Here is a 628-nt window from a genome sequence, read left to right as displayed (position 1 = left end):
TATATTTACAGACCCTGATGGACGCCCACTATCGCTAACTGCAGAGTTAGCAGATGGTGCGGCTTTACCCTCTTGGCTGAGGTTTGATGGGCGCAGGTTATCGGGAAAACCTCCGAGAGGATCTCGTGGCGAACTCCTTATCAAAGTCACGGCAAGTGATGGAAAGGCAACCATCTCTGACACATTCAAACTAACAATTACATATTGGTTTGGCCTCGGATCATCCATTAGGAAATAAAGAGATGTTTGTTTTTCATGAAACGTTGATTGCCCTAGCAAATACAACAACTCCAGTTTTTGACCGGGTTACAACCCCAAAGGTATTGTCAAAATGACGAAGTTTGTACGCATGATTATGTCAAAACAGATCCTTCAAAAAGTTCTTGGTTTAGTTTTGGGACTGACCGTTGGAGCAGCGGCACACGCTAGCACCGAAGATGTCACTTACACCTATGATGAGGCCCGGGCCGGGTATCACAACACCGGACAGCTCACCAGCATCAGCAATGGGGCCGCCATCATCCACTATGACTACAACAGTCATGGCCAGATGGTGCGCGAACGCTACATCGTTGATGGACAAACCTATACCCGCACCTACTCTTATGATGATGGCAACCGGCTGCGC

General features: G+C 47.9%; 2 protein-coding genes. Both read left to right on the top strand.

From position 1 onward, the window contains the following. Position 1 precedes the first annotated feature (1 nt). Positions 2-238 (top strand): putative Ig domain-containing protein, encoded by a 237-nt coding sequence (locus JCM12308_RS33205; protein ID WP_373282427.1) that lies wholly within the window; start codon positions 2-4, stop codon positions 236-238. 93 nt (positions 239-331) lie between these two features. Then, positions 332-628 (top strand): hypothetical protein (locus JCM12308_RS27555; RefSeq protein WP_164845415.1); only part of this gene is annotated, 297 nt, incomplete at its 3' end.

The sequence above is a fragment of the Pseudovibrio denitrificans JCM 12308 genome (genome assembly GCF_001310815.1).
Lineage (GTDB): Bacteria > Pseudomonadota > Alphaproteobacteria > Rhizobiales > Stappiaceae > Pseudovibrio > Pseudovibrio denitrificans.
Note: the sequence above shows the minus strand (reverse complement) of the source record. Positions and strands in the feature narration are given on the sequence as shown.